A 24,993-nucleotide genomic window follows, 5' to 3' on the forward strand; every position below is an offset into this window, starting at 1 on the left:
GTTGAGATTGGATCGGTAAAAACAAGACCGATCCAAAATTTATAGCTATTTTTTTACATGTTGTAAGCATCTACGATACTTTTGAGCCAAGTCTTTGCTTCTGGACTGACCTTTTCATCCTTCAAAGCAATATCACAAACAGCATATTTTCGTGAAGTTTCTTCGCCATACATATCATCTAATGCCTTATTCCAAAGCGTTAATATGTTGGAGTCTGGCGTTTTGCCTACTTGTTCAAGAATACCATAAAGCCTATGCTTCCAATAAGCGTCTAAAGCCTTCTCTAACCATGTCATAATCTCTGGTGTTAAACCAATTTCATCAAGACCTTTTCCTTCTCCAAATCCTTTTTCCCATTTTTTGGTTCTCAGATGGGCATATTTTTTACCGTATACGCTATTAACCCATTCCATGTAGTTTTTCCCTGTTTGGATACCTATAGTGGAATCAGGATCGTGTTTCATACTTTGTTTCAATTCATCTAAAAGTTGATGCCATTGTTTTTCAAACTCAGCCTTGTTATTTGTTTTCATTTCCTTTTCAAATGCTACGTATTGTTTGAGCTCATCAGGAGTAAATATTTCCTTAACCCAATCATGTTCAAGATGCTCTGCCATTTTATATACCTCAATCAGTTGTATAATGGTTTCCCATGGAATGGATTGATTGACATCAACAGAGTCTATAATGCTTCTTAAGGTTTTAGCTCCGGAAGTACATGCCAATGCTTTTTGTTCTAACACTTGAGCTTGGGCTTCAAAATGGTTTAGCGCGTGACGTTCTTCAGAGAGCAAGGTTTTGATTTGTGATAGCTCAAAACCAAAAAACTTTAAAGCAATAATCTGTTGTAATTTCAATAAATCCTTCTCGGAGTAAATACGATACCCATTGGACTGTCGTAATGAAGGTTTAAGTAAACCAATGCGATCATAATGATGCAATGTTTGCACCGAAACACCAGTTAATTTGCTTAAGTCTTTTACGAACCATTGAGTCATAGTATTACCTCCTTAAGAACAAAGGTAAGATATATAGTAACAATAGGGTCAAGCGGTTTTTTCATAAAATTGATATTTATTTTTTTATGCCTAACGTTTCAAGAACAAATTCACAGCGCTCTGTAATCGTTTTTTTAGGCATGAGCATGATTTCAAAACCAAACTCTTTATATACATCTATGTGAATTTGCTCAAAAATAAGGGCGTCTTCATAACTGATTTTGCGAGCTGAAGTTGGTTCAATAAACCCCAAGTTCTCAAAAAAGAATACTTTGCGTTGATAAATACTAGCTTTTAGGCAGTGGTCAACTTCAGCTAATAAGATAGGTGAGGGTGTAAAATCATTTTTATGCCAATGAGCGGAATAACGCCCCAATGCATAAGCACAAAATGGCGATCGGTCATAAAATTGCAACGCACCTTGAGCATTCAATTGCCTTAATTTTTGTGTTAAAACAATCTTATCTACAAAATCAGTCTCTTCCCATGGACGCATAATTCCCTTTGCCTGTTCCTCTGCAATGACATCTGTTGCAGACTCAGGAATCACTACATACCCTAATCTTTTCAATGCCAAAATAACAGAAGTTTTTCCACTGCCTGGGGTGCCAGTAAAGATAAAACGATTTGCTTGTTCTAATTTATTCATGTAATTCAAATCTTTTTTGGAGCTCACCATTTATCTCAATGTTTTCAAGGAACATTTTGAGAGGTCGAACCCATAGTTCAAAATCGCCGTAAAGCGCTCTGTAAACCACCATATCTTCTAAGCTTTCCGAATGCCTGGCAATATCAATCACTTCATACAGATTGCCTTTATAATGACGGTATATTCCTTTTTTAATAAAACTCATAGCACCTTCTTCATATAATAACGCTGATGACCTTTTGGACAGTCATCCAGAACCCCAAACTCTTCATAACCATGTTTGAGATAAAAATCTTTTGCTTGAAAATCAAAGGTATCGAGGTGAATTAAACTGACTCCTAATTCTTTTGCTTTCTCCTCAACTTTATTGAGTAAAAGGGTACCCAAACCTTGGTTCCGATATTTTTCCTCAACAAAAAAGACACTGATGTACAGGATATTCCATGTATAAACCTCCGAACAAATACCCGCTATTACCTCATCACCGTTTTTAATCGTAACGTTTATATCAATTAATTCCGGTTGTTGTGTTGCAGAGACACACAATTTATTAAACTCAAACAACTTTTGATCGATAATTTTAAATGAATCTTTGGCATTGAACTCCAATTTATATTTTGTGTTTGGTACATATACATCGCAGCTATCAGTTGTTTTTTTAGTTACAGTATCTCTTTCTACATGCAAATGTTTGGTTACTTTTTTGGTAAACCACAAAATTAAATCATCATCCAAGGGATATGTTTCCCCAGGAATGGTTGGTTTATAATGATAAGTTACCCCTAAACCATCAGGAATATAACCTCGGTTAGCATAAAGTCGTTGAGCTTGTCCATATCCGCCATCAGGACCACCATATAATCCAACACCAATTCCTACAACATCACACTGACTGGCTGCATTTTCTTCAGCAATAGTGAGCAAAGCACTGCCTATTCCACGCTTGCGGAAAGCAGGCAATACATTTAAGTCCATAATTTCTGGGATTCCTTTATGAGAAAAAGGTTTATAGTGTGAGGTCCATTTTAGAGTAACATAGCCCGCGATTTGGTCTTGAACATAGGCCACCCAAACGACTCGCTCAGACTGTTCTTGTTCTTGATAGTACCCTTCAAACAAAACGTAAGGTTTTTGCCAATTTGCTTTTTGAAACGCATCGACCAAAACGGGGATATCGCATAATTCTAGTGGCTTAATGGCAATTGACGATTGGTTTTCTGCTAAAGCTTCAAGCTGTTTCATCATGTACACCATATTCCACTCATATCCTGCTGGTTTTAAATCCAAAAGAGGGTTAAAACCAACGGACTGATAGAATCGGTAGGTTTTAAGGTAATTCTCTTCCAATTCAGAGGGGCTTAGGGTTTCAACGGTTATAGTTTTAGCACCTTGTGTTGCAGCAAAATGGCAAGCCGTTTTGATTAATTGCTTTCCTACACCTTGACGATGATAATCACGTTTTACAGCCATCCAGTAAATATTAGCATTATCAGGATAGGGAAAATCAATTGAAACAAGGCCAAACGTATTATCCCCATCTTTTGCCGCAAAATTAGTGCGTGTGGTCACACCTATTGCGTAGTGCTCGTTCGCTTCTGGCAAACCAAAGTATTCTGGCAAATCCTTTGTAATGGTTCGACATAAGGATTGAGCTAAATCTCCCGTTATTTTTTCGATTTGAATCATAGTATTTTCCCTACTGCAGTATCTCTCGCATCACCTTCATAGCCATCTGGATCATCAAATGGCATGTCGATGTAATCATTATTTCTATAAAATCTTAGCGCATCCGGTGAAGACTCCACGTGCAAGCTTTGATAGCCTTGTGTTTTTAGCCACTTTTCACATAACGCCAAGAATTGGCCACCATATTGGTGGTTTCTTTTTTCCTCATCAATCACAATGATGCGCAAAGCTGCTCTTTTGTGAGGCCATAATTGCAGATGGGCATAACCAATGATGTCGCTTCCTTGAGATAAAACAAAATGAACATGAGCTTCATGCTCAAAAGTCCAAGTATATGGATCAGAAAGCCCTGCCTTATCAAAAAAATAGAATTGTCTAAAATGGCGTACTTTATCCCATTCACGAGGTGTTAATGCCTTAACCACTCTTAATCCATTAAATCCTGCTTTTCTATCAATAGCTGCGATAAAATCCTCTTTACCCACGCAATAGGCAGTAATGTCATAGGGATGTTGATGTGCTAACTCTTGTTTTAAACGAGCATAGGCTACTCTATCTTCTGGATTTGCTCTCATCCAGTCCCTAAATTTTAAATGGCGCTCGATTTCTGGGTTTCCAAACTCAAAAATATGAGCATGATGAGTTCTTTGGTTATCTCCCTTTTGAAAATAGCGGCGAAATGGAATTCCGTATTCTCCTTTTGCTTCATAGCCCAGGGCTTTCATGGCAGCATTGGCACTATCTACTTTGCTTAGTTCCAAAACAACTGGAATCATATCGATGATTGGTTTTGCAGCCAAACCAGGTACTGAAGTGGAACCGATATGATGAATTTCAATGCAATTACTACCTAATGCTTTTTTAATTCGCTCTGCTTCCTGTTCAAATTGCATAGGCCAATTAGCATCATAAGAAACTACTTCGATAAGCCGTTGTTGTTGGTTGACTTCCATCATCTATTCTCTCTCTTGAATATGCTGAACCATTTCATCCACAAATGCGGTGACTTCTTGATAGGTTTCTTCGGTCAAGATATCGCTTGCATGATCTAGTTCCGCTTTAGTTAATGCTCGTTGAATTAAAGCTCGCCATTTTGGGAATTGATTTTTAGCCCACACTCCAGCTTTTAACTTAGAGCCTTGTTCCTGATGGTGGAGCACGTACAAAGCCCTGCACAGTGTTAATACAGCATAATATTGGTACCCTAAAGAATTTCTGGTATGAATAACCCAATCTTGCCATTCAATGCTCTGCTTTTTGACATGCTCTATAAACTCACTGCTTGATACAGGAGCAACAATCGACTTTGCTGATGGACCATATAGAATGAGGCTATTTGTTTGCAATAAATAATAATTAATAAGCCAGTCAGTTCCCGCCTGTTTGAGGTGAAACGGTTCTCCTGGGCTAATGACAGCAATTTGACCTTGCTCTGTCTTAAAATGTTGTAACATTCTATACGATGCATAAGCTACTTCAATTCGGTCATACCAATCTGGAAAATGCTGAACCAGATTGGTATGCAAATAATCTAAAGCCGCGAATTCTTCTGATGTCATTTCTTGGTTTAATGCCACAAGAACATCAATGTCGCTGGTTGTTTCATCAAAATCACCCCAGACGAATGAACCATACACGTAAACGCCCAGCAAATGTTCCTTTAAAATTGATTGCAAGCCGGACAGTAAGTCATTAAGCAAATGATTCACTTCCGAAAATTCTGTATGTAATTTACTCATCTAATACCCCGTTATTAACTGACTCTTCAGATTCTTCTTTTCGCTCATCAGGCAAGAATCCACCTACTTGCGCGTCCCACAGGGTTTTATACAAACCACCAAGATTCAACAGTTCAGTATGTGTGCCATCTTCAACAATATGGCCTTTATCAAATACTAAAATTCGGTCCATATGCAGCAGAGTCGATAAGCGATGCGCAACGACCAGGGTTGTTTTTCCCTGCATCAACTCCCAAAGACTGTCTTGAATGTTGGATTCTGTAATGGAGTCCAGCTGGGACGTGGCTTCGTCCAACATTAAAATGGGTGCATTTTTTAAAATCGCACGAGCAATGGCAATACGCTGGCGTTGCCCGCCTGAAAGCTTCACACCACGCTCACCGACCAATGTCTCATAGCCTTCTGGCAAAAGACTGATAAACTCATGCGCATGAGCCTTCTTGGAGGCTAAAATGACTTCCTCATCCGAGGCTTTTGTCCTACCATAACGAATATTATCCATTAAGCTTCGATGAAAAAGTGTAGGGTCTTGAGGAATCATAGCAATGGCTTGTCTTAAACTCTCTTGAGTCACTTCAGATAGGTTTTGATCATCGATTAGAATTTGTCCATCCACTACCTCATAAAGTCGCAAAATCAAATTAACAAAAGTGGACTTGCCGCTGCCTGAATAGCCCACTAACCCCACTTTTTGACCTGCTTCAATGGTTACCGACTTATTCTGGAACAAGGAGTAACCACCTTGGTAATGAAATTTTACCTTTGAAAATTCAATTTGCCCTTGCGTAACAATTAATTGGGATGCATTTTTTTTATCCTGTATCTCATGGGGGATGACCAATGCATTTAAACTTTGTCTTGCCTTGCCTAAGGCTTGGTTAAATTGGTCCACTTGGTACATGGTGTACCACATCATATGCCCCAATTCCATGGAAAGCCCAAGAATCAAAGCAAAATCACCAATGCTCACCAGTCCCTTGCCATACAAGTGAATTAAGGTAATCGATGCCAAACCCATCATTACCGCAATCATTCCACCTTGGGCGCAGCATAACAAAACAATAAACAGCTCTTTTCTTTGGAAAGCCCGTTGTACCGAGCGAAAAAAAGTATTCATACGCTCTACTTCAAAGCCTTTACGTGAAAAAATACGAATATTGGATTGATTCGCCAGGCTATCTACTAATTGCCCAGAAAGCTGCGATTCAGAATTTGCATGGTCATCCGATAACTGAACCAATCGCGCCGACATCCAAATACTAAATGAGGCAAAGGCAATGAACCATAAGAATAAAATATAAAAGAACAGGACATTAACAAAATAGGCTGTAATAAAGGAAACCAGCAACAATGAAGCACCACGTAGAAAATCGACAGATACGCGATGCAAAATAATCTCAAGATTATCAGCAAGAGTCGTAATTTGTGTGGCAATTCGCCCTGATAGGTTATCCTGAAAAAATTGCGTACTACTTCCCAACACATACTCAAACATTTGGCTAATAATTTGGTTTTTAATCACCGCTTCGTATTTATAGTTCAAGTACCCGATTGTTCGCCAGGTGATATTGTCAAAGATAATAAAGTTCAATACCAATAATCCAGCGATCCAATACAAAGCGGAGAGGTCTGTATTTGTCTTTGCCACTAAGGTATTAATGAAGGACTTAATCAATAAACTATTAAACGGTCCCCAAAATCCAGCCATTAAAGCAAGCAGGATAAATAAAAAAACCATGCGACGATACGGTTTTAAAAAATGCCACATAAAAGAGCTTATGTGGTTAGGCAAACGACTAGTCATGATGAACACCCTCTGCTTGTTCCCCATTGAAATGATGTATCTTCCCTTGATGAATGTGATACCTGGTTTCAATGTGAATGGATTCTAAAAAATCATGATCGTGAGAAATAACCAGTATCGCACCTGGAAATTCACGTAATACTCCGATGATATGATCGCGTGTTTCCAGATCTACATTGTTGGTTACCTCATCTAAAACAAGTAGTTTAGGCGGATTGGCAGCAATCAAGGCTAAAGAAAGCCTTGCCTTTTCACCACCAGAAAGATCTTTGACCTTTATTTCTACCTCTTCATTTTTGCGAAATAAAAAGTCATTTAAATGGGCACGAAGTTCAGCATGAGAAGCATGGGGCATCTGACTTTTCATCAAATCCAGAACTGTTTCGTCACAATCCAGATGTTGATAATGCTGATCGAGATACCCAACTGTATTGTACTGAGGAAGAGTCCACTCACCTGTTCTCTTAATGTGACTATCCTCCAAAATCGCTTTGGCAAAGGTGGACTTCCCTGATGCGTTGTCCCCATACAATGCCACTCGTTCGCAGCCATTTAAGTGAAAATGAATGTCTTCCAGAATCACAGCTCCTGATTCATAGGCAATAGAAGTGTCTTGAATCCTGATTAAGGGCTTATGGTGGTCAAGACCGTTTAATTTAAATTTGGGCTTAATCGTTTGCGGAAGGTTTAGAGAAGAAAGCTCTTCAAGCAAGTGTTCTTTTTTATGATTAATCTGACTTAATCGTTTATTTCCTGTTGTCATTGCATTGGCGAGCTTTGTATGAGACCGAATCGTTGGCCATTTGCGTTGGGCTATCTTTTTTTCACCTGAAACACGAGAACGTTTATTACGTTCTTGTTCTCTCATTAGAGCAAGATGTGATTCTTTCTTCTCACGTGCAATCCGTGATAATTCCTGTTCAATCGATGCTTTCTTGTTTTCAAGCATCTGCTGATACTCAAAATAAGCCCCTCTAAATAGAGTGAGCCTACCCAAATCAATATGCCATAGAGTATCTGCGACGGTATTGATGAGCTCCGTATCATGAGAAGCAATGACCAACGTCCCCGGATAATGCTCGAGCATCCGCATTAAAGAACGACGATTGCGTCTGTCCAGATGATTTGTGGGTTCATCTAACAACAAAACATTCGGATCTTCAGACAATATTTTGGTTAACGCCTGGTTTAATCGTTGACCACCACTTAAATCAGGACATTCTTCAATCAATTGGGGTAAGTAACCAAAACGAACATCCTGTGGCATTTGAATTTCGCCAGCAGAGGCTGAACAAAAACCAGCAAGCATTTTAAGTAAGGTAGATTTTCCCGAGCCATTTCTGCCAATCAGTGCAATACGCTCACCAAAATGGATTTCACCACTGAAGTTTTGAAAACAGATTTTATGCGAATAGATAAGACCTAGGTCTTTAAATTGAATCGGTTTATGGTGCATGATTTACTCTTAAGCATGTCTTTTAGGACAATAAAAAATAGAAAATCAACAATGATTTCCTCTATTCGCCCTATTAGATGGGCGTACTTAAGATGTAATTTTCATGGCGTTATAAACCTACGTTTTACGGTTTTTCATATTATTTCAAATTTTAATGCAAAATAGTTGCTGATGTCAATCTTTGTTTCGCTCTTTGGCCGCAAACCGAGTATTTAGAGTCTTTAAATCTTAAGCTAGAGAAAAAAGTTCATGAGCGAACACGAGCGCTTCATCGGGTTAATGAAACTTTTGAAGAAAGCGAAAAACGATTTCGTGCGGCTTTTGATTATGCAGACATCGGTATGGCTTTAGTTTCATTGGAAGGACGCTGGCTTAAGGTGAATAAATCGCTGTGCCAAATAACAGGTTACACAGAAGAAGAACTATTACAAATCGATTTTCAGCGGATAACCTATCCTGATGATTTGCAAACCGATTTAAATTATGTGCGCCAATTATTGAACGGCACAATAAGCTCCTACCAAATGGAAAAACGTTATATTTGTAAAAATGGCGCCATCGTTTGGATTTTATTGAGTGGTTCGTTAATTAGGGATGCACATAGTGCCCCGCTGTATTTTATTGCTCAAATTCAAAATATTGATGCTCAAAAAAAGGCTGAACATGAGTTGGTTAGGATGGCCTACCATGATGCATTGACAGGATTGGCAAACCGCAAGCAATTGGAGCAATCGTTTCTATTATTTATGGCGTATGCAAAGCGCCATCAATGCAGTATCGCCGTGCTGTTTATGGACTTGGATTACTTTAAGAAGATTAACGGTACGTTTGGCCATGATGCCGGTGATTTGTTATTAATAGAGGTTGCATCACGTCTAACAGCATCGGTGCGCTCTTCAGATATTGTGGGACGACAAGGTGGGGACGAATTCTTAATTATTCTTTCAGATATTGTTCATGAGGAAGAGGTACATACCGTGATTAATCATTTGTTTCATGCTATCCAACAGCCTATTCTTATAAAAGAACAGACCATTTCGATTTCGTTGAGTATCGGTGTGAGCCTTTATCCTCAAGATGGTTCTGATTTGGATACGTTGATTCAACATGCGGATGCCGCTTTATATCAAGTGAAATCCACAGGAAGAAATAATTTTAAGTTTTATACGCCTTTCCATTGAGTTGGGCTGTGATGGGTGAAATACTCTTATTTCACCTGAGTATTAGTGACAAGGAAACAAGGGATAGGTCATGGCAGCATTTACTAGTGTTACTCAAAACGAACTGCAGCAAATTATTTCACAACTAGAGCAAGCAATTTATAATCATCAACAATGGCACAATTCATTGATTAGAACCTTGATTTGCCGACTGCCTGGAGATAACAACGATTTGCAGCCTGACGCTCATACGCGTTGCCGATTTGGGCAATGGTATTACAGTGGCATCCCAAAAGAAATTCAAGAACATCCTGGAATCATTAATATAGGCGTGTCACACCAACGCATGCATCAATTAACCGCGCAGTTATTACAAAAGGCAAGTATGCCAGAAGGGATAGCCCCTATTGACTACAATCATTTTGCCAATGCCTTGGAGCAGATGCGACTTGAGCTCTCCGCTCTTAAAATGAGTTGGAATATCTGATTCACAGCCGAGATGCGTTGACTGGGGCACTGTCTCGCGTGACGATGCTGTCGACTTTGCGAGAGCAACAAGAAATTATTAAGCGCCAAGGGCAAAGTTGTTGCTTGGTTATGGTGGATTTAGATTACTTTAAAGAGATTAATGATCGGCACGGCCATCAGATGGGAGATCGTGTTTTGGCAACAGCTGTTCGTCTGTTTATTGAGAATCTAAGGGCCTATGATAAAGTTTTTCGTTATGGTGGTGAAGAATTTTTACTGTGTTTGCCATTTACCGATTTGGATATGGGGTTCGCAATGAGTGAACGTCTTCGGAAAGTGCTTGAGGCCATTACCATCGATGATGGCAAGGAGCACTTGATTCAAGTAACTGCCTCTTTTGGTCTGGCGCTGCTTGAGCCTAATAAACCGATAGAGGAGTCTATTGAACATGCAGACAAGGCATTGTATTTGGCTAAGTCCGAAGGACGAAACCGGGTGCGCGTTTGGAAATAGGTAATCCACTGGTTTTATTGAATTACTTAATGGAGAGCGTTAGGTTTAAAAGTTCCTTCCGGGTCACTTAAATCAACTCCATTTGGCATGGTTGCGCGTGGATTTTCAAGATGCAGGGCTTCTTTAATGACCATCGGATACCGTGGGGACATTAATGTATCAATTTATCTTTGGGGTTTTCAATTTAGCTTAATGTGCTTTCCAGATAATGGATAATTATTATCGCTTTTTCTTCACTGAATGGTTTTCTAAAACTACACAAGTGAGGGCTTCCCATTTCATTTTTTATCGGTGGATGTTCGCAGATTAGTGCAATCACTGGAGCTGTAGTAAATGGGTGGTGTTTTTTTATCAATGCAGTCCAATCATAGTCACCTTGTGAATAGTACAAGTAGCTATCAATTAAAAGCATATCATAGCTTTTAGATGTAATTTGCATCAGAGTGTCTTCAATTGAGGGAACGATATCCACGTGTTGTCCAAGCTGCATTAATTGATTTCGGATAATAATGCGAGCAGGAAAAGATGCTTCTGCAACAAGAAAACGAAAAGAATAATTCATTAGTCCTCTGTTCTTTGTTCAAATCCTATTAAAAAGTATAGTGTGTCCAAGGGGATGTTGCGATAATACAAGAAAAACAAGCCGCGTAGCGTCTTTACAAAGCGATTCAATACTTTTTTAGTGGGTCTTCACGCTCAATCTGCTGATTGGTCGATGCAAGACTTGCTAATAAACCTTCAATAAGAAAAGGGAGACATGCCGGCGGATAGTGCAATGAACCCGCCTTCTCCATAACCTGGTTTGCTCTCTTCTGCTGTTATGATGGTATCAATAGGAGCAAATAGTGTTTGATTAATTGCCTCTTCTGTAAAATGAATTTCATGAAGCAATTCAAGAATCTCGGATACTGAATAAAAGTGAGCATATTGAGAAAATGGGTTGTCTTGTTTTGTGGCTTCGTACTGCTGTCCAAGCATCGAATGTTTATCAATCATGCCTATGATAATCTTCCCATTAGGTTTTAAGACTCGTTTTGCTTCGAGAAGTGCTACTAACGGCAAGTCAACATAACATAACGCCGTATTGAATAAGACAAAATCAAATTGCTGTTCCTGGAAAGGCAATGATTCAGCAACCCCTTCGAATACATCAATACCTCTTAATTTAGCGAAATGACTTAATTGAACAGAAGGATCGATGCCTGTTTTTATACCCAATGCGGCAGCAAATCGTCCAGAACCAACGCCCACCTCAAGTCCTTCTCCTGATTGAGGGGTGACTTTCTTTAAGGCTTCAAGTTCCGATTGAAAAACACCTGGATGACTATCAAACCAACCATCATAATCTTCAGCCAATTGGTTAAACATTTTAACTGATTCAATTCCCATATTGACCCAATATTTTATGTTCACTCACGGTGTTGTTGCCCATCAAAAAACGTAAATCGTATGATTTACCTTATGAGCATAGCATTGACAAATAAATACGCAACACCAATATAAAATTTTTTTATTTGGACAGGAGGCAATCGATTGGTTGCTATGAAAAACACAGAACTCTATTTATAAAAAATCATGAAAATTCCGGAGGATATGAATGACCATGCATCACCAGAATCCTGATTAAAGAAAATGTTCTGCAGAATTGTATCGAACGACAACACCAAGTACACTTGGTTTTTAGTCACTTATACAATCAATTGATGAATAAATCGGATTCCTTTTATAACCTGGAAACTCTTGGTGGTATCCTATTATTTATTGCTGCAGTGCTTGCGATAATCGTTGCCAATTCCCCTTATCGTATTGGTTATGAGCATTTTTTGCATATTAATGGCAGTGTTTCTGTTGGGAATCTTTCCATAAAAAAACCGCTAATTCTATGGATCAATGATGGATTAATGGCTGTATATTTCTTATTGATTGGCCTTGAAATTAAACGGGAAATCAATCGGGGAATTTTGAGTAATAAAACCAATCTACTGGCTCCAGCCCTTACGGCATTAAGTGGCTTGCTCTTTCCCGCTTTAATCTTTGCTTTCTTTAATGCTCATAATCCAGTCTATCTAAAAGGATGGGCAATCCCTACCGCTACCGATATTGCATTTACTCTAGGAATCGTCTCTCTTTTAGGCTCACGTGTACCTTTTTCACTCAAAATTTTACTCACTGCCATCGCCATTTTTGATGATATGGCAGCCATTGTTATTATTGCGCTGTTTTATACTGCAAAGTTATCGCTTTTTTCTTTTTCACTGGCATTATTGTTTACCCTGATTTTGATTGGCTTAAATTATTTTAAATGTCGCCGCATTTCAGTATTCATGCTTTTTGGGGTAGCTCTGTGGATCGCCGTATTAAAATCTGGCGTTCATGCAACCCTTGCCGGGATTGTGATTGCCATGACCATCCCTGATGTAGGCAAGGAATCGATGCTGACGCGCCTAGAAGACGGTTTGCATCATTGGGTTGTCTTTTTCATTCTTCCCTTGTTTGCCTTTGCTAATGCAGGGATCACTTTTATAGGGCTTGATTTCTCAATATTTACCCACCCAGTGGTTTTAGGCGTTGGGCTAGGATTGTTTCTTGGAAAACAATTGGGTATTTTCTTATCTTTGGGCTATTTTGTTAAGTTCAAAAAACTTCTTAAGACAGATAAGGTGAATCTTGCTCAAGTTTATGGCATTGCACTTATTTGCGGCGTTGGCTTTACCATGAGTTTGTTTATTGGTTCTTTGGCTTACCAAAACAATGATTCAAGCTTAATGCCCATGGTTAAAATGGGCGTAGTGCTTGGTTCGTTTATATCAGGACTCACTGGATTTTTAATGTTAAAAATGGCCTCAATCAAACGATAACAAAGTATTTTTCTATAGGGACAAACCAATTTAATTAAGGAGAATAATCATGGAGAAAAAGATAGCAATTGTTACTGGTGGTACAGGAGGTATTGGTAGCGCTATTTGTCAACGATTAGCAACAGACTATTCTGTGATTGCCTGCTACTTCAAAAACGGCAATCATGAAGAAGCAATTCAATGGCAAAAAGAGCAACAACAAGCAGGATTTGAAATTGATATACTGTATGCGGATATTGCGCGGTTTAATGATTGTGAACAGCTGGTATCACTGGTTATGGAACGCTACGGTCGTATTGACGTATTGGTTAACAATGCAGGTGTGACTCAGGATTCCAGTTTAAAAAAGATGTCGCCAGAGCAATGGAAAAGTGTAGTGAATGCGAACCTCACCAGTGTATTTAACATGACGCGAAATACACTACCTGCCATGCTTGAGAAAGGGTATGGACGTATTATCTCTATTTCCTCAATTAATGGACGTAAGGGTCAGTTTGGGCAATGCAATTACGCAGCAACCAAGGCCGCATTGTTTGGCTTTACCAAAAGCCTGGCGCTTGAAGTAGCCAGCAAAGGCATTACGGTGAATACTATTTCGCCAGGCTATATTGAAACGCCCATGATTCGCAAAATGCGAGAAGACGTTTTAAATACTATAATTTCAGTCATACCGGTAGGGCGCTTGGGACTTCCGCAAGATGTTGCAGAGGCCGTTGCTTTTTTGGCATCCCCTGCATCGAGTTTTATCACTGGAGCTAATCTGGATGTCAATGGCGGCCAATACATGTAAAAAGCAAGGAGCAATTGCGGTTCAAATACGATTTTGAAACATTGCTCCAGCCCTTTCAAGGAGGAATAAGTAATGCACCGATTTCATAACATTTTATTCGTTAGCCATGGAATTAAGAACGAAACAGAAGCCTTACAGCTGGCGTTAAAATTAGCTTCTAAAAACGAGGCACAGCTTCATATTTTAATTACCTGCCCTCCTTTTCCTGATACGCTTAGTGAGTACAAAACTTCTTATGAAGCATCATTGATTGACAAAATGAACAAAGCCATTCAATTGGCCAAATCAGGGCTTGGGGTATCTAAAAAGAAAATTCCCATCGATATTGAAGTGGATTGTGGCACAACGGGTTTGGGGAGCAATGGAACAGCCAACCGACTTAAGGACTATATTGGTCTTTTAATATCTATAATTCGGTATGTTTCATTTTATAGGATTGTAAACTGTGAAGTTGTTCAAGTATTTTCATTGAATACAGATAGATAACCAATTTTTTTCATCATTAGTAATTAAGTTTTCAAATTACCTATAATAGAACAAATAGTTTTATTGTTTTATTCAATATCTATGATGAATTCTTTAAAAACCTTTATTTTTAGGTAACAATGACGCTTTAACATTACGGCTCTGAAGAAAACTATGAATAAGGGGTATAAATAAATGGGCTGCTCCACTTGTCCTTCTCACAAAGAACCAATGCCCAAACTGTGGCATAATCCTAAAGTCATTACGGCAGCAATAGCCGGTATATTATTAACTATTGGTTTTGTAGGCTCATATTTGACACTACCAAGGATAATTGCTAACGGGTTTTACATAGGCGCGGTGTTAATTGGTGGATATTATTTCGCACGGGAAGCTATAGAAGAATTTTTCAAAGAACATGAAATCGGTATTGAGTTTTTGATGTCTACCGCTGCTATTGTTGCTGGTGTGATGGGACAATGGGCAGAATCGGCAACACTGGTTTTTTTATATTCTATTTCTGAAGCAGCAGAGGGTTATGCTGGTGAAAGGGCGCGACATGCTATCAGAGTATTGATGGAACTTGCCCCAAAATCCGCATTAGTCCGACGTAATAATAGCGAGTTCCTAATACCTTTAGAAGACATTCAAATTGGAGATGAGTTTATTGTTCGTCCTGGTGAAAGCATCGCTACAGATGGAGAGGTCATATCTGGACATTCTAGTGTAAACCAAGCGCCTATCACGGGTGAATCAATTCCTGTTGAGAAATTTGTGGGAAATAAAGTATTTTCTGCAACTATTAACGGCGAGGGGACTCTTACTATTCGCGCTACCAAAAAATTTGCTGAGAACACGTTATCTCGTATTATTTTTCTTGTTGAAAAAGCACAGGATAAAAAAGGTCGCAGTCAACGATTTATAGAGCGTTTTGGCAATCTCTACAGTCCATTCGTTCTTTTAGCAGGGGTACTAATAGCTACCCTACCTCCTCTATTTGGGCTGCATTGGCAAGAATGGGTGCTACGTGCAACGGTGTTTATTGTTGCAGCTGCACCATGTGCTTTAGTAATTTCTATCCCAATTACCCTTGTAGCTGCTCTTGGTACAGCCAGTCGAAACGGAATATTACTTAAGGGTGGGATATATTTAGAAAAATTGGTTCAAATAAAGGTTATTGCGCTTGATAAAACAGGAACCTTAACACAAGGACAACCCAAGGTCACCGATATCATTTCGTTAAATAATTATACTCAGAACCAAATATTAAATGTAGCTGCCACCCTTGAATCGCGTTCCCAGCATCCACTGGCACATGCCATTTTACAACAAGCAAAGGCAGAAAGTGTTGCATATAAACCTGTTGAACATTTTAAGTCATTGACTGGTTCAGGGGTTCAGGGTTTTATAAATGGAGAACAATTTTATATTGGCAATCCAAAATTATTTATTGATATGGGTCTATTGGTAGAAACTGTAATTCAAGAAATAAATAAATTACAGACCGTTGGAAAGACTGTCGTATTAGTAGGAACAGATAAGGAAATTCTCGGTTTAATTGCAATTACTGATCCTCTAAGATCTACAGCAAGGCAGATGGTATCGTCCCTAAAATTGATGGGTATTGAGCGTGTTGTTATGCTCACTGGAGATAACTCGATAACTGCCGCGTCAATTGGAGTTCAAGCAGGTGTAGATGAAGTATTCTCTGATTTATCACCAGAAGATAAGACACGAAAAATTGAGGAACTGGAAAGACGTTACGGTAAGGTAATGATGGTTGGCGATGGAGTAAATGATGCTCCAGCACTTGCAGCAGCACATGTAGGAGTTGCAATGGGCGCCGCTGGAACCGATGTTGCATTAGAAACTGCGGATGTAGCATTAATGGGTGATAATTTATTAAAATTACCTTATCTCATCGAGTTTAGTCATCGAACCTGGAATATAATTTTACAAAATTTAGGACTATCTATAATTGTTATTAGCTCTCTTATTGTCGGGGCGGTAACTGGCTATTTTACGTTGCCAATAGCAGTTTTAGCCCATGAAATAAGTGAGCTTATTGTTATTGCAAGTGGTCTTCGCATGTTAAAATCTTAACTGTAGATGAGCGCATTACAATGCGCTTAATACTCTCTCCAGTTTTTGTCTTACTTCTCCAGCGACCAGATTGATCTCAGGATTGCCGACCAATTCTAATACTGATTTTGGATCCATAAATTCAATATGCACTTTGCCTATATCATCCTGGCGTACAACCACATTACATGGTAGAAGCAAACCTATAGATGGCTCCTTTTCTAAAGCATGATGGGCAAATTGCGGATTGCATGCACCAAGAATTTGATAGGGAGGCATATCTTTATTTAATTTTTTTTTCAAAGTTGCTGACACATCTATATTTGTAAGAACTCCAAATCCCTCTTTTTGCAGTTCTTCAGTAACTTTTTTAATTGCATCATCAAATGAATACAATACTTCTTTTCCAAATCCATATTTTATATTGATCATTCTTTATCCATAAAAATTAACTCAAACCATACCAGATGTTATCATTAATAAATAATTCTTAATATTAAGAATACCATAGGATTGGGGATCTGTAGTGAATTATTCTTGTTGTAAACGATAAATTGTTGCTTTATGGACATTAAACGTTTTTGCAATCTCACTTACCGATTTATCTTCTTGCAAAAGCCGCTTGGCCAATGACTTTTGTTCTTTATTCATTTTTTCAGGTCGTCCAAAACGAACTCCACGTTGCTTTGCAGCTGCGCGACCCGCACCAGTACGTTCACGAATTAAGTCACGCTCAAATTCTGCAATACCTGCGAATACGGTCATGATCATTTTACCGGCATGAGAAGTGGTATCTGCCCAAGGCTCGGAAAGCGAACAAAAGGAAGCCTCTGTTGTTCTTATGCAGTCTATTAATTCTAATAAATGCTGGGTTGAACGCGCCAATCTATCCAATTTCCAAACAACGACTACATCTTCAGGTCGAAGCTGATCAAGTAATCGTTGTAATTCTGGACGATCTCTTTTTGCACCAGAAATTTTTTCCTGATAGATACGTTTACAACCAGCTTCTTTTAGTGCAACTAATTGCAACTCTAAATTTTGATCCGTGGTTGAAACGCGAGCATACCCAATTTTCATAACTAATCCCTAATATTTTATTTGCAAATCATATCGCAAAACAATAGACTTTTGCATCTGATTTTTGCAACGAATTTAAACCTTTAAATAAAGGCATTCAAATTCCGTTGCAAAACTTCTAAGTTTAGCAACAACACCTATTGATTTTGGATAAACATGCCTGTTAGTTTTCTCTCCCCAGTACAATGTGACAATTACGCTAAATATCCTACTGACCTACCACCAGATATCGTAGATAGCCTTTTTTTCCTCGATGATCAGGATATGGAGTGGATTGCAAACAAGCGTGGTGACTTCAGCAGGTTAGGTTATGCATTACAGCTGACAACAGTTCGATTTATTGGAGCTTTTATTTCCGACTTGAATCAGATTCCTCGTGTGGTAATTGAGCGAGTTGCTATTCAAATCAAGGTTAATGATCCTGAAAGTTGCATATCAATGTACATGAAAAGTGAGCAGCGTTGGCGTCATGCTGTTGAAATTCGAGCGCGTTATGGCTATATAGAATTTGCTGAAAAAGGTAGTCGTTATCGTCTTGGTCGCATATTATGTGCACTATGCTGGACTGGTACTGACAGACCTGGAGTGCTTTTTGATCATGCAGTGGGTTGGCTATCGACCAACAAAATATTGTTACCAGGTATTACAGTTCTTGAGCGTTTTGTTGCAGAAATTCGCTCCAGGATGGAGTCTCGCTTATGGCGAATGTTGATTAAAAATTTAAGCGCATCACAACAGGAAAAACTGAATGACCTCTTGGTGGTAGAGGATGACGAACATCTGTCATTGCTTGATAAACTGCGTAAAGGTCCGGTTAGCATCAGTAGCACAGCTCTTGTGCAAGCATTAAAACGGGTTGAGTCTGCCCGCAACATTAGTGTTGAATTACCACTGTACCGCATCCCCGCCTGTAAAATAGCAACACTTGCACGCTTTGCTAATACGGCAAAAATTACAGCCATCAACCGCTTGCCGTTTGAGCGTAAAATGGCGACGCTCGTTGCTTTTGCGAATCATTTTGAGTCAGACTCCCAAGATGATTCTCTGGACGTGCTCAGTATGGTATTGCGTGATTTATTCTCAAAGGCCAAGCAAGAAAATAAAAATACACGACTGCGAACTCTTAAAGATCTCGATCAAGCTACAGCCACATTGGTCGATGCATGTAAATTACTACTGAATACAGAATTATGTGATCATGAAATTCGGGACACAATTTATACAACAGTAGGTCATGAAGCGCTTGTATCTGCAGTTGAAAATGCCACTGCCTTAATCAGGCCGCCAAGTAATGTGTTTTATCATGAGCTTGAACAAAAGGAAAAAACAGTTCAGAAATTTTTACCTTCGCTCCTTCGAGTAATAAATTTTGATAGTAATCAAGCGGGAAAACCTCTTCTTGCCAGTCTTGAATGGTTAAAGGGAAAACAAACGGATGAACCGCCAATGGAGATTATTGGAACATCATGGAAACGTAATATTGTTATTAAAAATGAATGTAGCGTTATCAATTGGCCACAAGACGAACCACGACCCACTTATCGCGTCATAAAGAAACTTGTAAAAACCCAAGATGGTATCATTTTGCATAACGATAAACTTTTATATGCTGACCTTATCAATAAAAAAATTAAGGAAATCGTTGTACCAGAGAAAAAACAATCTCAAGTTGAGAAATTGAAAAAATCCATTTTAAACATGAAGGAAGTTCAAAAAAACGCAAATAATAAAGAGCTTGCATTAATAACATCAATAACTGGCCGGGATAGCAATAGAACTACAATTGACCGAACAGCATATATATTTTGTGTTCTTGATAAATTGCAATCGGCACTGAAACATAGGGATGTGTTCATAAGTCCGAGTTGGCGGTATGCTGATCCAAGAGCCAATCTTTATTCTGGCTCAGAGTGGGAGGCAATACGTCCTATGATTTGCCGCTCATTAAATTTAACAATTGACCCAATGTTAGCCATAACAAGCCTTACAGATGAACTACATCAAGTGTATCGGTTAGTTGCTGCAAATATTGATAATAACCCTGCTGTTCGATTTGAAACAGTTAAGGGTAATGAGGAGCTGATTCTAACTCAGCTTGATGCACTTGATGAGCCTCCATCATTAAAAGCATTGAGAGCTGCTGTAAAAGCCAAATTACCACGTGTCGATTTACCCGAGATGGTACTTGAGATAGCCACACGTACTGGATTTGCGGATGGATTTACCCACATCAATGAAGGAAGTGCGCGTGCTGAGGATCTATTAATCAGTTTATGTGCTGAATTGCTAGCAGACGCTTGCAATACTGGACGAGAACCGTTTGTTCGTGAGGACATACCTGCTTTAAAAAGAGATAGATTGGTATGGGTTGATCAAAATTATATTCGAAATGAAACGATAATGGCGGTCAATGCCATTTTAGTTTCTGCTCAAAATCAAATTCCATTAGCTAAGAAATGGGGCGGAGGCGATATTGCATCGGCTGATGGCATGCGCTTCGTTGTACCGGTTAGAACAGTGCACGCTGCTCCAAATCCAAAATATTTTAAATCAGGTCGTGGTGTCACTTGGTACAATCTAATCTCTAATCAACGAACTGGCTTAAATGCTGTAACAGTACCTGGCACTTTACGTGATAGCCTAATATTGTTAGGCGTTGTTCTTGAGCAACAGACGGAATTACAGCCAACGCGGATCATGACAGATGCAGGCGCATACAGTGATATTGTATTTGGACTGTTTCGTTTGTTGGGACTTCGTTTCAGTCCGCGATTGGCTGATATGGGTGGTGCTAGATTCTGGCGGATTGATCCGTTGGCTGATTATGGAAAGCTCAATGTACTTGCAAAAAGTCGTATAAATATAAATCTTGTTCCTCCTGAGTGGGATGATATTTTACGTTTATTGGCTTCATTAAAACTCGGGAGAGTTCCCGCAGAAGGCATTATGCGCACTCTTCAAGTTGCTGATAAACCAACTCGTTTAGCCAAAGCAATTGCCGAAATTGGGCGAATTGACAAAACTATCCACATGCTCAATTATCTTCATGATGAGTCATTCCGTCGTCAGACTTTGGTACAACTAAATTTGGGCGAAGGCAGACACAGTTTAGGTCGTTCTGTTTTTCATGGTAAGCGAGGAGAACTTCATCAGCGGTATCGTGCAGGGCAAGAAGATCAGTTAGGTGCCCTTGGACTGGTTTTAAATATCATTACACTTTGGAACACTATTTACATGGATGCTGCCATTAATCAATTACGACAAGAAGGCTTCCCCGTATACGATGAAGATGTAGCCAGACTGTCCGCATATGGATATGGTCATATTAATATGCTCGGACGATATTCCTTTGCCATGCCAGATGAGGTAAAACGTGGTGAGTTAAGGCCATTAAGAACAACAGAAAAGCCTTAAGTCGGTTGGCTGTTCCATTGCTCCCCAAGCCCGCACAACACCTGACATCCGAATCATTCGCCATGTCCTTAAAAATTCACATGATCTTCTCATCAAAGAAGCGGAAACACGAGAAGGTATGAAAGGCTTTAAAGCACTGGACATGGAACTATTGCGCAAATGCCCCTGTGCCTTGTTTCTTTATCGTCCGCTTAAGCACACGCAACAGGATATTCGCATTGCAGTGGCTATTGATCCCAAAGATGAAGAAGCAGAAGCCCTGGACCTTTCGCTTCGCTTATTAGAAGTTGCTCATTCATTAAACGTCCGTTATCAGGGTAAATTAAGTATTATTTCCTGTTGGGAATTTGCGCTGGAAAGTTACTTACGGGATAGTGTGTGGTTAAAAATATCTAAAGAAGAATTAGATAGAATAGTCGCTGAAGAAAAACATGTTCATGGATTGCTCTTGCAAGAGCTCATTAAACGGTCTCAAATTTCTGGAGCATACCAAATTGACCATCTGAAAGGACAACCAGAAGAGGTTATCCCCGCCATCATAACCCATAAAAGAATCGATATTTTGGTGATGGGCACCGTCGCACGCACCGGGATATCTGGATTTATGATTGGCAATACTGCGGAAAACATCTTGCAAGACATTGATTGCTCGTTACTGGCATTAAAACCACAAGGTTTTGTATCCCCAGTAAAAGCCTATTAATCAGGGAAAAGAGGACCATGGTGGAATCAAAAAACAACATCCCAGAGCTCTGCTGGCATGAGCAGTCAGCAGAAGCAATTCTCGCGACATTAAATACTACATCAGAATTCGGTTTAAGCGAGGACGAATCGAAAAACAGATTAAAACGTTATGACCTCAATTGTTTACCGGAACCTCAAAGAAAAAATGTTTATTTTCGCTTCTTGCTCCAGTTTCATAACATCCTCATCTATGTGTTACTAGGGGCTGCTCTGGTGACTTTACTCTTGCAACATTGGATAGATACTGGCGTTATTTTAGCAGTCGTCATCATCAATGCCCTAATCGGTTTTATCCAGGAAGGAAAAGCAGAAAAAGCACTGGACGCGATTCGGAAAATGCTGTCCCCTACGGCTACCGTATTACGGGATGGCGAACGACGGCGTATTGCTGGTGAGGAGCTTGTGCCAGGCGATATTGTTTTGCTGGAAGCAGGAGATAAAGTTCCTGCCGATGTACGCTTAATAAAATCTCATGGACTCACCATCCAGGAGGCCATCTTAACTGGTGAATCCATTCCGGTTGAAAAACACATTCATTCAGTCCCAAGAAATGCCGTATTAGGTGACAGGACTTGTATGGCATTTAGTGGGACCCTGGTAACCAATGGTCAGGGCAAAGGCATTGTGGTGGCCACAGGCTCATCCACTCAAATTGGACATATTAGTGGGCTATTGTCAAAAGTAGAGTCTTTAACCACACCCTTAGTCCTACAAATGGGGCTGTTTGCAAAATGGCTGACTTTGTTCATTTTATTGATTGCGGCACTCCTTCTTGCGTATGGGTATTTTGTTCAACATCACCCGTTTGTTGAATTGTTTATGGTCGTGGTTGGTTTATCGGTTGCGGCTATCCCGGAAGGTCTTCCTGCCGTTCTTTCAATTACCTTAGCTATTGGTGTGCAGGCTATGGCGCGACGACATACCATTGTACGTCGACTACCTGCCATTGAAACCTTAGGCGCGGTATCGGTTATCTGTACGGATAAAACAGGTACCCTCACTCTAAATGAGATGACCGTGTCTTCGGTTATAACCAGCAGCCACCTATTTACTCTCGACAGCACCGGTTACGAGCCGGTCGGTGCCCTGATGTTGAATGAACAAATCATTGATCATAACGAGCACCCTGTACTGAAAAAACTGGCCCATGCAGCAATTCTTTGCAATGACGCCATGCTTCGTGAACATGAAGGATGTTGGTCTGTGGATGGGGACCCTATGGAGGGCGCTTTGTTAACCTTTGCAGGTAAGACGGGACTTGTCCTTAAAGAGGAAAACGAATCCTGGAGGCGTACCGATATCATTCCTTTTGATGCCAAGCATCGCTTCATGGCAACTCTTCACCACGACCATTTCAATCATGCGATGGTCATGGTGAAGGGAGCTCCTGAGCAGATTTTGGGTATGTGTCAAGTTCAACAAACAGACTGGGGTGGAACAGAGCCATTAAATGAGTCTTACTGGAAAGAGCAGATGGAAATGATTGCAGCAAGTGGACAGCGCATCCTCGCTTTTGCTGTCAGAAAAATAAAGCCAGAACATATCGTTTTGGAGTTCGCTGATGTTGAAGGGAATCTCACGTTACTTGGGATGGTTGGACTGATTGATCCGCCCAGACCTGAAGCCATTGCAGCAGTGGCAGAATGCCATACAGCGGGCATTCAAGTAAAAATGATCACAGGCGATCATGCCAGTACAGCGGTTGCTATTGGCCGGCAAATAGGACTTAAAAATTTGGATAAGGTATTAACAGACATTGATTTGGATAACATGGATGACGCCGTACTCAGAAATGCTGTATTGCTAACCGATATTTTTGCCCGAACAAGTCCTGAACATAAACTAAGGCTGGTGATGGCATTGCAATCACATGGAATGACTGTGGCCATGACCGGCGATGGGGTCAATGATGCGCCTGCGTTAAAACGAGCAGATGCAGGAATTGCTATGGGGAGAAAAGGCAGTGAAGTCGCCAAAGAGGCGGCTGAATTTGTACTGGTGGATGATAATTTTGCTTCCATTGTAGCCGCTGTACGTGAAGGCCGTACTGTTTATGATAATCTTAAAAAAGTGATTAGCTGGACTTTACCCACCAATGCGGGTGAGTCAATGACGATTATCCTGGCTCTGCTGTTAGGTCTAAGCTTGCCGGTAACGCCGATTCAAATTTTATGGATCAACCTGATTACCGCAGTGACTCTTGGCATTGCCCTGGCCTTTGAGCCGACCGAAGAAGGGACCATGCAAAGACCACCACGCCCTCGAAACGAGCCTTTACTGACCGGCAGCTTGGTATGGCATATGCTTCTGGTTTCTATTCTCTTTATTTGTGGCGTCTTTGGACTCTATTTTTATGCGCTCGATCGCGGTTACTCGCTTGAGTTGGCACGCACAATCGCATTAAACACACTGGTTGTTCTTGAGATTTTTCATTTGTTTTATATTCGCAATATTTATGGAACATCACTCACATGGAACGCAGTACAAGGGACCAAAGTGGTTTGGATGGCGGTCATTGTGATTACTGTGGCACAGTTTGCAATCACCTATTTCGCTCCTTTACAAACCATATTTGTTACTGAAAGTATCCCCTTTGGGGATGGCGTACTCGTCGTTCTAACCGGCGCACTGTTTTTTGCTGTGCTTGAAATTGAAAAGCAACTGCGGTTAAAGCTGATTGCTGTTCGCAAGAGTTAGACTTAAAGAAAATCCATATGACTCATTTGCTTTTCTACAATATTTAATACATTAATAGTTGCTTTGATGTATTGACCATCGAGAAATGTTTTGTGTGCTTTATTAAAATCTGCAACAAACTCTCTTCCAAGACTTTTACATTCATCAAAGTTTGTTCGATTCATTGTCGCAGTTATTGTGCTATTAAAATCTTCTACATTATGACTAATGTATTTTTTGGTTAATTCTGCACATGCCGTGGAAATGTGAATAAAAATGAGTAAAGAAATAGTTAATATTCTGTCCATAGTGATCGTTATATACCCGAGTCATAACAGGGCGTGAATTATATACGAAGATGAACTGAATTCAGAGTATATTAAAGATTAAATATCCTTTACAGCGCATTCA

General features: G+C 39.8%; 23 protein-coding genes and 1 pseudogene. 10 read left to right on the forward strand and 14 right to left on the reverse strand.

The genetic code is table 11. The features are described 5' to 3' along the window. Positions 1-53 precede the first annotated feature (53 nt). The 8 genes from Lgra_RS00640 to Lgra_RS00675 all read right to left on the reverse strand — a co-directional run bounded on the left by Lgra_RS00640 (position 54) and on the right by Lgra_RS00675 (position 8,332). On the reverse strand, positions 54-998 hold the full coding sequence (locus Lgra_RS00640) for a MerR family transcriptional regulator (protein ID WP_014845080.1): 945 nt from the start codon (positions 996-998) through the stop codon (positions 54-56). 76 nt (positions 999-1,074) lie between these two features. Then, positions 1,075-1,647 carry an AAA family ATPase gene (locus tag Lgra_RS00645; RefSeq protein WP_014845081.1) on the reverse strand — a complete coding sequence of 191 codons (573 nt, stop codon included), beginning with the start codon at positions 1,645-1,647 and terminating at the stop codon, positions 1,075-1,077. After that, the gene (locus Lgra_RS00650) at positions 1,640-1,852 is read right to left on the reverse strand and encodes a DUF1653 domain-containing protein (protein ID WP_014845082.1); all 213 of its coding nucleotides are present in this window, start codon (positions 1,850-1,852) and stop codon (positions 1,640-1,642) included. The genes Lgra_RS00645 and Lgra_RS00650 overlap by 8 nt, the downstream gene beginning before the upstream one ends. Continuing rightward, a complete protein-coding gene (locus tag Lgra_RS00655; RefSeq protein WP_014845083.1) occupies positions 1,849-3,333 on the reverse strand; it encodes a GNAT family N-acetyltransferase in 1,485 nt (494 codons plus the stop codon). Before Lgra_RS00655 ends, Lgra_RS00650 begins: the two co-directional genes overlap by 4 nt. After that, positions 3,330-4,286, reverse strand: a complete 957-nt coding sequence (locus Lgra_RS00660) for a bifunctional GrpB family protein/GNAT family N-acetyltransferase (protein ID WP_029489092.1) — start codon at positions 4,284-4,286, stop codon at positions 3,330-3,332. The genes Lgra_RS00655 and Lgra_RS00660 overlap by 4 nt, the downstream gene beginning before the upstream one ends. 3 nt (positions 4,287-4,289) lie before the next feature. Further along, on the reverse strand, positions 4,290-5,072 hold the full coding sequence (locus Lgra_RS00665) for a nucleotidyltransferase domain-containing protein (RefSeq protein ID WP_014845085.1): 783 nt from the start codon (positions 5,070-5,072) through the stop codon (positions 4,290-4,292). Then, on the reverse strand, positions 5,065-6,876 hold the full coding sequence (locus tag Lgra_RS00670; RefSeq protein WP_014845086.1) for an ABC transporter ATP-binding protein: 1,812 nt from the start codon (positions 6,874-6,876) through the stop codon (positions 5,065-5,067). The genes Lgra_RS00665 and Lgra_RS00670 overlap by 8 nt, the downstream gene beginning before the upstream one ends. After that, positions 6,869-8,332 carry an ABC-F family ATP-binding cassette domain-containing protein gene (locus tag Lgra_RS00675; protein WP_014845087.1) on the reverse strand — a complete coding sequence of 488 codons (1,464 nt, stop codon included), beginning with the start codon at positions 8,330-8,332 and terminating at the stop codon, positions 6,869-6,871. The genes Lgra_RS00670 and Lgra_RS00675 overlap by 8 nt, the downstream gene beginning before the upstream one ends. A gap of 341 nt (positions 8,333-8,673) precedes the next feature. Between Lgra_RS00675 and Lgra_RS00680 the strand changes: the two genes are divergently transcribed. The 3 genes from Lgra_RS00680 (at position 8,674) to Lgra_RS00690 (ending at position 10,473) form a co-directional block, all read left to right on the forward strand. Continuing rightward, positions 8,674-9,513 (forward strand): GGDEF domain-containing protein, encoded by an 840-nt coding sequence (locus Lgra_RS00680; RefSeq protein ID WP_014845088.1) that lies wholly within the window; start codon positions 8,674-8,676, stop codon positions 9,511-9,513. Between the two features lie 70 nt (positions 9,514-9,583). After that, on the forward strand, positions 9,584-9,979 hold the full coding sequence (locus Lgra_RS00685; RefSeq protein ID WP_014845089.1) for a CZB domain-containing protein: 396 nt from the start codon (positions 9,584-9,586) through the stop codon (positions 9,977-9,979). 44 nt (positions 9,980-10,023) lie between these two features. Then, positions 10,024-10,473 (forward strand): GGDEF domain-containing protein, encoded by a 450-nt coding sequence (locus Lgra_RS00690; protein ID WP_019350453.1) that lies wholly within the window; start codon positions 10,024-10,026, stop codon positions 10,471-10,473. A gap of 26 nt (positions 10,474-10,499) precedes the next feature. Here the strand turns inward: Lgra_RS00690 and Lgra_RS18425 are convergent, their stop codons facing one another. The 3 genes from Lgra_RS18425 to Lgra_RS00700 all read right to left on the reverse strand — a co-directional run bounded on the left by Lgra_RS18425 (position 10,500) and on the right by Lgra_RS00700 (position 11,862). Beyond that, positions 10,500-10,625: a hypothetical protein gene (locus tag Lgra_RS18425; protein WP_019350452.1), complete on the reverse strand. Its 126-nt coding sequence runs from the start codon at positions 10,623-10,625 to the stop codon at positions 10,500-10,502. Positions 10,626-10,657: 32 nt separating this feature from the next. Continuing rightward, the gene (locus tag Lgra_RS00695; protein ID WP_014845091.1) at positions 10,658-11,035 is read right to left on the reverse strand and encodes a response regulator; all 378 of its coding nucleotides are present in this window, start codon (positions 11,033-11,035) and stop codon (positions 10,658-10,660) included. A 176-nt stretch (positions 11,036-11,211) separates the two neighbouring features. Further along, positions 11,212-11,862 (reverse strand): class I SAM-dependent methyltransferase, encoded by a 651-nt coding sequence (locus Lgra_RS00700; protein WP_014845092.1) that lies wholly within the window; start codon positions 11,860-11,862, stop codon positions 11,212-11,214. 314 nt (positions 11,863-12,176) lie between these two features. Here Lgra_RS00700 and nhaA point away from each other — a divergent pair, with 314 nt between their 5' ends. From nhaA to Lgra_RS00720, 4 genes are all read left to right on the forward strand, one after another. Continuing rightward, complete coding sequence (nhaA, locus tag Lgra_RS00705) at positions 12,177-13,331, forward strand: Na+/H+ antiporter NhaA (protein WP_014845093.1); 1,155 nt, start codon at positions 12,177-12,179, stop codon at positions 13,329-13,331. 49 nt (positions 13,332-13,380) lie between these two features. After that, complete coding sequence (gene phbB, locus Lgra_RS00710; RefSeq protein WP_014845094.1) at positions 13,381-14,121, forward strand: acetoacetyl-CoA reductase; 741 nt, start codon at positions 13,381-13,383, stop codon at positions 14,119-14,121. A gap of 72 nt (positions 14,122-14,193) precedes the next feature. Continuing rightward, a complete protein-coding gene (locus Lgra_RS00715; RefSeq protein WP_014845095.1) occupies positions 14,194-14,607 on the forward strand; it encodes a hypothetical protein in 414 nt (137 codons plus the stop codon). Between the two features lie 174 nt (positions 14,608-14,781). Beyond that, positions 14,782-16,689 (forward strand): heavy metal translocating P-type ATPase, encoded by a 1,908-nt coding sequence (locus Lgra_RS00720; protein ID WP_012187540.1) that lies wholly within the window; start codon positions 14,782-14,784, stop codon positions 16,687-16,689. Between the two features lie 15 nt (positions 16,690-16,704). On the opposite strand, the gene Lgra_RS00725 is transcribed toward Lgra_RS00720, so the two are convergent. Both Lgra_RS00725 and Lgra_RS00730 read right to left on the reverse strand, forming a co-directional pair. Continuing rightward, positions 16,705-17,100 carry a DUF302 domain-containing protein gene (locus Lgra_RS00725; RefSeq protein WP_012187539.1) on the reverse strand — a complete coding sequence of 132 codons (396 nt, stop codon included), beginning with the start codon at positions 17,098-17,100 and terminating at the stop codon, positions 16,705-16,707. A gap of 99 nt (positions 17,101-17,199) precedes the next feature. Continuing rightward, positions 17,200-17,748 (reverse strand): recombinase family protein, encoded by a 549-nt coding sequence (locus Lgra_RS00730; RefSeq protein WP_012187538.1) that lies wholly within the window; start codon positions 17,746-17,748, stop codon positions 17,200-17,202. A 156-nt stretch (positions 17,749-17,904) separates the two neighbouring features. Here Lgra_RS00730 and Lgra_RS00735 point away from each other — a divergent pair, with 156 nt between their 5' ends. The 3 genes and pseudogenes from Lgra_RS00735 (at position 17,905) to Lgra_RS00745 (ending at position 24,603) form a co-directional block, all read left to right on the forward strand. Then, positions 17,905-21,162: a Tn3 family transposase gene (locus tag Lgra_RS00735; RefSeq protein ID WP_012187537.1), complete on the forward strand. Its 3,258-nt coding sequence runs from the start codon at positions 17,905-17,907 to the stop codon at positions 21,160-21,162. A 40-nt stretch (positions 21,163-21,202) separates the two neighbouring features. Further along, a pseudogene (locus Lgra_RS00740) lies at positions 21,203-21,865 on the forward strand (universal stress protein); the annotation flags it as partial. Positions 21,866-21,882: 17 nt separating this feature from the next. After that, positions 21,883-24,603, forward strand: coding sequence for a cation-transporting P-type ATPase (locus Lgra_RS00745; protein WP_014845097.1), 2,721 nt, complete (start codon positions 21,883-21,885; stop codon positions 24,601-24,603). Between the two features lie 2 nt (positions 24,604-24,605). Here Lgra_RS00745 and Lgra_RS00750 read toward each other — a convergent pair whose 3' ends face one another. Further along, the gene (locus Lgra_RS00750; protein ID WP_014845098.1) at positions 24,606-24,890 is read right to left on the reverse strand and encodes a hypothetical protein; all 285 of its coding nucleotides are present in this window, start codon (positions 24,888-24,890) and stop codon (positions 24,606-24,608) included. Positions 24,891-24,993 lie beyond the last annotated feature (103 nt).

The sequence above is a fragment of the Legionella gratiana genome, assembly GCF_001467695.1.
Classification (GTDB): domain Bacteria; phylum Pseudomonadota; class Gammaproteobacteria; order Legionellales; family Legionellaceae; genus Legionella; species Legionella gratiana.